Source organism: Piscibacillus halophilus (genome assembly GCF_900110685.1).
Classification (GTDB): domain Bacteria; phylum Bacillota; class Bacilli; order Bacillales; family Alkalibacillaceae; genus Piscibacillus; species Piscibacillus halophilus.
The window spans coordinates 1-6,870 of record NZ_FOES01000067.1; the positions used below are offsets into that span (position 1 = coordinate 1).

Annotated in this window: 9 protein-coding genes; 2 read left to right on the forward strand and 7 right to left on the reverse strand. The window is 36.4% G+C overall.

Going from position 1 to position 6,870, the window contains the following annotated elements; genetic code table 11:
• Nucleotides 1-196 (reverse strand): helix-turn-helix domain-containing protein (locus BMY57_RS15480; RefSeq protein ID WP_177176408.1); only part of this gene is annotated, 196 nt, incomplete at its 3' end.
• 252 nt (nucleotides 197-448) lie between these two features.
• Here BMY57_RS15480 and BMY57_RS15485 point away from each other — a divergent pair.
• Complete coding sequence (locus BMY57_RS15485) at nucleotides 449-1,072, forward strand: cell wall hydrolase (protein ID WP_091776254.1); 624 nt, start codon at nucleotides 449-451, stop codon at nucleotides 1,070-1,072.
• A 153-nt stretch (nucleotides 1,073-1,225) separates the two neighbouring features.
• On the opposite strand, the gene BMY57_RS15490 is transcribed toward BMY57_RS15485, so the two are convergent.
• The 6 genes from BMY57_RS15490 to BMY57_RS15520 all read right to left on the reverse strand — a co-directional run bounded on the left by BMY57_RS15490 (nucleotide 1,226) and on the right by BMY57_RS15520 (nucleotide 6,480).
• Nucleotides 1,226-3,421: a YhgE/Pip domain-containing protein gene (locus BMY57_RS15490; RefSeq protein ID WP_091776257.1), complete on the reverse strand. Its 2,196-nt coding sequence runs from the start codon at nucleotides 3,419-3,421 to the stop codon at nucleotides 1,226-1,228.
• 202 nt (nucleotides 3,422-3,623) lie between these two features.
• Entirely contained in the window at nucleotides 3,624-4,559 is a 936-nt protein-coding gene (locus tag BMY57_RS15495) for a hypothetical protein (protein ID WP_091776260.1), read from the reverse strand.
• Between the two features lie 484 nt (nucleotides 4,560-5,043).
• Nucleotides 5,044-5,391: a DUF4260 domain-containing protein gene (locus BMY57_RS15505; RefSeq protein WP_091776266.1), complete on the reverse strand. Its 348-nt coding sequence runs from the start codon at nucleotides 5,389-5,391 to the stop codon at nucleotides 5,044-5,046.
• A 29-nt stretch (nucleotides 5,392-5,420) separates the two neighbouring features.
• Nucleotides 5,421-5,771, reverse strand: a complete 351-nt coding sequence (locus BMY57_RS15510) for a VOC family protein (protein ID WP_091776268.1) — start codon at nucleotides 5,769-5,771, stop codon at nucleotides 5,421-5,423.
• A gap of 24 nt (nucleotides 5,772-5,795) precedes the next feature.
• The gene (locus BMY57_RS15515) at nucleotides 5,796-6,290 is read right to left on the reverse strand and encodes a hypothetical protein (RefSeq protein ID WP_175614783.1); all 495 of its coding nucleotides are present in this window, start codon (nucleotides 6,288-6,290) and stop codon (nucleotides 5,796-5,798) included.
• A 1-nt stretch (nucleotide 6,291) separates the two neighbouring features.
• Nucleotides 6,292-6,480, reverse strand: coding sequence for a hypothetical protein (locus tag BMY57_RS15520; protein WP_091776274.1), 189 nt, complete (start codon nucleotides 6,478-6,480; stop codon nucleotides 6,292-6,294).
• 157 nt (nucleotides 6,481-6,637) lie between these two features.
• Between BMY57_RS15520 and BMY57_RS15525 the strand changes: the two genes are divergently transcribed.
• Nucleotides 6,638-6,870: transposase (locus BMY57_RS15525; protein WP_143063796.1), on the forward strand; the 233-nt coding region annotated here is incomplete at its 3' end.

Genomic DNA, 6,870 nt, shown 5'->3' on the forward strand with positions numbered 1-6,870 from the left:
TTAGATCTTTATGTATATCAAGTTTTTTCTTTCTGTGTTGAGTTGAAGCAACCCATAAAGCCATTTCTTCTGGTGATTTCTCTAAATAGTTATATAACGTCCCCCTTGAAATACCAAGCTTGTCTGCCGTTTTTGTTTTGCTAAATCCTTGTTCTAATAATTGTTGAATCTTAATGTACACTTCCCACTTTTCCACCTTTCGCACCTCCAGCAAAGTTAATGAACTCTAAAAACCTATCATATACTTTTCCGAAGGAAATTTGGTAAAAAAGTGTTCAATTTTATCTAGCGAAAACTGTATAATTTAGTTTAGCAGTTACATATGTAAGATTTTCCTCCATTACGTTTTATTTTCAGATAATCGGGAATAAGTAAAAACAAGTTTTCCTTCGAAGGGCAAATGCTTTACTTATAATCCGGTTTCGCGAAATCAAATAGGAGGGAACAAATGAAAAAAGCATTTACACAGGGCGTATTTATTTTGTTCTTAGGAATGTTGTTAATGGGAAATGATACCGAGGTTCAGGCATCGACTACTTTAGAATATGGAAATACGGGACAAGAAGTACAAGATCTTCAAGGGAAATTGTATAGAATGGGATATTTAAACGTCGAACCTACGGGATATTTCGGCCCTTTAACCGAAAGAGCGGTTAAAGATTTCCAATATGATGCCAATCTTTGGGTGGACGGAATTGTTGGAACTAAGACGCGATATCAAATTGACAATGTTGAGATGATGGCAAGGGTTGTACATGGTGAAGCAAGAGGTGAATCCTATGAGGGTAAGGTGGCCGTGGCAGCCGTTATTTTAAACCGAGAAGGTTCAGTTCACTTCCCTAATACGATTCGCAATGTTATATTACAACAGAATGCTTTCACTGCCGTCCATGATGGACAATATAATCTTCCACCAAGTCCCATTGCTTATCAAGCTGTAATGGACGCGGTTAATGGTTATGACCCAACACAAGGTTCAACCTATTATTATAATCCTGATATAGCTACCAATGAGTGGATTTTTACTCGTGAGACAGTCACTGAAATTGGAAATCATACATTTGCAGAATAATAAACTTGAATTAATGATAAACATAGAAAAACCTAGTAATAGACTTTTAAACGATCATATATAATGGAAATGAGAAAAATGGGCTACCAACTGTTAAGGTAGCCCATTCTTTAACTTACTTATTATTTTCAGTTATTAAAAATTCATTTAAAGTTAATGAAACAATCCCGTTTCTCTCGACTTCTTCATTAATTGGTGTGTATACTTGTTCAAACGCGCTTTAAATAGGGCGCCCACAAGTAATGCCACTAGTCCAAATGTCGAAAGGATTGCTGCATCATGTTGTACTTTAGTCCAAACAATTCCTCCCACAGCTTCACGCATCAAGTTAATCGCATAGGTGAAAGGAAGGAAAGAATGAATGGATTGAAAGAATTCTGGTAATAAATCCACTGGATACGTTCCTCCAGCACCTGCGATTTGTAAAACAAGGAAAACAATAGCTAAAGCTTTTCCAATATCACCAAACACCGACACTAAAGTATAAACAATGGTGATAAACACAAAGCTCGATAAAAGCCCAAATAATATAAACCAAACTGGTTCTTGGACATTTACACCCAGTAGATACATATCACCTAATGTCACAATGATGGTTTGAATCATGCCAATCGTGACAAAGGTCAATAATCTGCCAAAGTAAATCTGTCTTCCTGTATACGGTTCTATGTGATGCGGATCGGTTGCCAATAAAGAAACCAATAATAATCCACCAACCCATATCGCCAATACGGTATAAAACGGTGTCATGCCTGTACCATAATTTTCAATAGGAAACAGTTTGTTTTGATTCAGCTTGACGGGTTCTTCAAAAAAGCTTTCCTCTGCTTCAGGATCGTTTTGTAATAGCTCGATAATTTCCTCTAAATCCGTTTCTCCTTGGATCTGACGGATCTCATCAGCCAGTTCATTTATTTTCGTATTAATATACGGATATTCCGCTATGACACTCTCTAATAAATCTTCACCATCTGCTAAATTAGTTGCGGTTCGATTTAATATGTTTTGTGCTTCAGGAATCGTATTTTGAACCTTGGTTAAAATGCTTTTCGCCGATTCTAATGAACTTTTTGCATGTTGAATTTCTTCTCTAACACGAGGTTCAATCGTTTCTTTATATTCGGTAATAAAAGCATCCAATCGCTCATTCGTGAATTGAGCCGTTTCTCGTAAGTTAGCCATCATATCTTCTAACTCTTGATTATGTTCCGCAATCATCTCATCAACTTGATTAAGTTGATTTTGCAATTCTTGTAAGGTAGCTTTCATTGCTGCCAGTTCATTTAATGCATTTTCAATCTGTTCTTGATTATTCTCTTCTGATTGACCTGAATCTTCTCCCGAATCCTCACCAGATTCCTGTTCTTCTTGAATTTGTTGTAAAATTTCCTCTACTGTTTCAATAGATGTAACCGTACTATTAATTTGTTCATTCCAATTGTTCATTTGCTCGTTCATATCCAGTAAATCCATTGAAGATGGTTCAACGGATTCTAAAAACTCATTCGTATCTTGAATGGCCTGTTGGATGGTGTTCAAATCCTCGTTCACTCGTGGTGCTATCTCATCTAAACGTTCTTCTGCATCATTAATAAAATTCAAGGTCTCGTTTACTGTCGAAAGCCCTTGATTAGACGCTTCTTCTACGCGTGGAATAAGGTTAAGAGCATCATGGATCATGACCTCGGCGTTTTCAGCATCAGAGAGTGATTCGTCCAAAACCTCTTTTATTTCAGGTAACTTTTCTTCAATTGTAAAAACATAATCCTCGAATTGCCTTATATCAGGTAGAGAGCTTTGTAATTCATGGCCAAGTTGATTAAACATATCAAAAATTACGCCATTGACAGTTGAGATAAAGCTTGAGCTTATTTCCTCAACGATTGTGGTAGCTCCTTTATCGGTAATCTTCGGAGCAATCGCGTTAATTTTTTCATTCACATAATAATTAACTTCGGCTTTTGTGGGTTGATCATTAATCACAGTCCCCAATTTCTCAGAAAAGTCATCGGGAATCACAATGACGGCATAGTAGTCTCCATATTCTACTTTATCCATGGCTGTCTCTTCATCGACAAACTGCCAGTCCATTGAATCATTATCTTTTAGTTGTTCGACTAATTCATTTCCTACATGGATCTCTTCATCACGCACTGTAGACCCTGTATCATTATTGATAACACCGACTTTAATTTGATCCGTCTGTCCATATGGGTCCCAAGATGCTTCAATATTCATCCACGCATACAATGACGGAAGTATCATTAATCCACCAATTAAAATTGCGGCTACCCAGTTTGTTGAAATGTTTTTTAAGTCTTTCAAGTATAAATGCATACTGTTCTTCATATATTTCGCCTTCTCCTTGTAGTTAAAAATCCACATAAACATTATACCGAATTCGGCTAGTCACACTTAAATGTATTGCTTTGGGCTTAACATTATTGCATCTTATTTTTGCCCGAATTTCAATAATAAAACATAAAAAAGAACCGGATTAACCGGCTCTTTTTAAGTGGTTAGCTCACCTGCTCAGGTGAGTTTACTTAAATTAATATTCCATTCCGCCCATCATTAGCTGCTCAAATTCTTCCATTGGCATAATTTCGCTATCTTCAGGGTTGATTGTGAATTCAACATCTTCGTTGATGCTGTTGTAAACAGTGTCAGCTGTTAATTCTAGCTGTACAGCGTTACCTTCAGCTTCGAAACCAGCATCCAATACAAACTTCTGGCTCTTAACTTGATCGCCATCCATTGTCATGTGGATTTCGAATGTATTTAAGTCAATGTCCTCTAAAGCAGTATTGATTTCATCAATACCTTCTTGAAGTTCTTCATCAGTGATTGTATCATCTACTTCAGATGCGATTTTACCAACTAAATTAGCTAAATCATCTTTAGTAAATGTTACGATATAAGTTCCATCTTCTTCAGTAAAGTCATCTTCACTTTTCTCATCGATGAAATCATTTACAATGCTTTGTACTTGTTCAGTTAGCTCATCAATATCCATTTCTTCTTCTTCCATACCTTCAACATCAGCCATATCAACTTCGATTAACTTACCTTTTGCATCTTCAGGTAATGGCATGAACATACCTAAGTTTTCTACTAGACTGTCTGTTTGAATGTACATTTTTTCTTCTTTTAAGTTCTGATACATAGGTAAATCCATACTAATGGTCATTGGGCTTAGAGTTCCCTCGAAATGGACGACTGTTTCTTGGATTTGTTTTTCATTATCTGCGACCATATCCATGCTTAATTCCATATCATTAATCATTTGAATATACGGCTCAATGAATGGATCTTGAACATCAGCATCAACATTAACATCTAAATCAAATGTCGCATCAAAAGAATCAGCTTCCATTAAAGATTGATAGCCATCTTTTACAACTTCCTTATCACTTTGTGACTCACTACATGCTGCTAATAATAAAGCAGCTAACAACATAACACTCATGATGATTTTTTTAAACAAAACGCATTTCCTCCCTTTTTGCTTTTACCTGTATTATCATAGCATAATACACAATGGTTATTAATAGGAACACAGTAAAAATTTGATAAAATTTGTCAAAATCATTAAAATGGTTAATTAGTTCTAGATACAGAATAGGAATATTTTGGTGTATTTGAAGAACTCGATATTGATGCCACATTAAGATATTACGAATAAGTAGGTCATTTGGTTTCACAAACAGACAAAAATAATATACGTTTCCACAAAGGAATATATGAAAAATTTTGATTAAAAAGAAGTACAAGCGTGGTTTAGAGGTGGCAAAGCGCAAGGGAAGGATGTTAATTGAAAATAAGAGACGTTACTTCTTTTTAAAGCATGAACCCTGTCACCACTTCTATCGAAATAGCCATGTCTGCTAAAAAGATTGTGATGACAGTTGAAATAACCCTTCATTTCAAGGTGATAAAAAGGGATCGTCCACTACACGGAGAAACCTCCGCTAAACTCTGTTTAAATGCGTATCCTTAAATCCAGTCGGGTATTTAAGTCCGTAACCTACTGTTCGATCCATTCCTATATGAGCAATCCATATTAAGGCAATTGCTAGAATGGAAGAGACAGATAAAATGATACCACCGAGTAATAATATGGCTGGGGCTATATAAGTATGAAATAGGTTGTAAATCACAGATCCAATTCTCTCATTTATGAGGTACCCAAGCATACTAAGGTCAGGGGCTAACAATAACACCAAAAACAGCACCCAACTAAAATCTAAGATAGAGTAAAAATAAAGAGCGATCCCTAAAACCGTCAATCCTTCAAAGTGTAATAAAATTCGGTTCAATCACTTCAGCCCCTAACGTTGTATTTAAACTATAATTCGATTAAGCTAATCGCGTTACCCGATAAATCCCAGAAATCAAATCGCTTTGGCTGCCCTTGACGCCATTCAGACACTTTAACACCTTGATTAATCAATATTTCTCTTACGTCATCAGCATTCTTCACGGCAAAATTAATCGGTGTATAACGGTTATCTGGTTTCCAATCTGGAACCTCAACTAAATGGAATCCAACATTAGGTACGATTAATAAGCCTACCATTCGTTCATTCCGCCATACAATTTCAAAATTAAACGTTTCCTGATACCACTGAAGCGATTTTTCTAAGTCATTCACGGGTAAGAAAACAGCATCAATACGTTCAATAAACTTTTCACTCATTAGAACTAATTCCTCTCTATTAGATTAAAACTCAGATCCATCACGATCTATAAACTTAACCTTTTCAGCATCATCAGGTGTGACATTCACGTTGTACCAAACTCGAATATTTTCACCTGGGATATGTGAAATATTGCTGTCACTACCATCAATCTGAACATGCTCAACGAAAGAATCCACAATCCCGTGGATAATCCCAAGCGTCTTGCTGAAGGCATACCCTTGATTCGCTAAGGATTTATCTAGAGGTAACCCATCAACAAAATCTACCACTTTCCATCCGAACAAATTTTTCTCTGATAACGCGAATCCATAAGAGTCATCCGTGTAATACAATGTATACGCACAATCATCGACTAAATGCGTAATGACCGTATCACTAAGGTCAACGCCTTCCTTGTCAGCGGCCTTTTCAACGGCTTGATATGGTTCAGAGCTAGTCGTCATTTGCATATAAAGAACCCAGATCGAACCCGCGACAAAGAAAGTGAAGATCAAAGTATTCCTTACTTTCCCCAACCTAATCGTCCTTTCGTTTCTTATAATCTATCAAGGTTAAATAAAGAAGAGCTAAAAAGCCTATTCCACCAAAAACGAGTGCCGCAATCCCTTCTGAGTTTAATTCAAGAATCAATAAACCGAGTACGAGATTTAAGCCAACCATAAATAAAAGAATCCAAGTCCAATAATGCACTAGAAAGGATTTCATGACCGTTGCTCCTCATATGTTTGTTTTGCTAACTATTCCAAATATTAGTATAGATGACGTACAATAGTTTGTGTAAAACTCTTGAAGACAAAAAAAGAGGCAGGGTATCCTCAGAGTAAACAACGAAATCAACTCATGAAAGGAGATGCCCTACCTCATGTTTACAAGTATAGGACAAAACAACCTCGAAAATCAACTGGACGAATTAGTCCGCTCTTTCGTCCAAGAGAAGCTAGAAACAATTATGAAGGAAGAAATGAATCAATTTTTCGAAGAAAATCCTGAGCTAAAAAACTATAAGAACGGCAGTTACGGTCGTCAATTGGATACGAAATACGGTCGCATCCAAGACCTTCAGGTGCCACGAGATCGAGAAAACGCATTTCAGAC

What these genes read in the sequence shown, in the direction of transcription:
- BMY57_RS15485 (WP_091776254.1), top strand. Translation starts at nt 449, where the DNA reads ATGAAAAAAGCATTTACACAGGGCGTATTTATTTTGTTCTTAGGAATG.
- BMY57_RS15490 (WP_091776257.1), bottom strand. Translation starts at nt 3,421, where the DNA reads ATGAAGAACAGTATGCATTTATACTTGAAAGACTTAAAAAACATTTCA.
- BMY57_RS15510 (WP_091776268.1), bottom strand. Translation starts at nt 5,771, where the DNA reads ATGAGTGAAAAGTTTATTGAACGTATTGATGCTGTTTTCTTACCCGTG.
- BMY57_RS15520 (WP_091776274.1), bottom strand. Translation starts at nt 6,480, where the DNA reads ATGAAATCCTTTCTAGTGCATTATTGGACTTGGATTCTTTTATTTATG.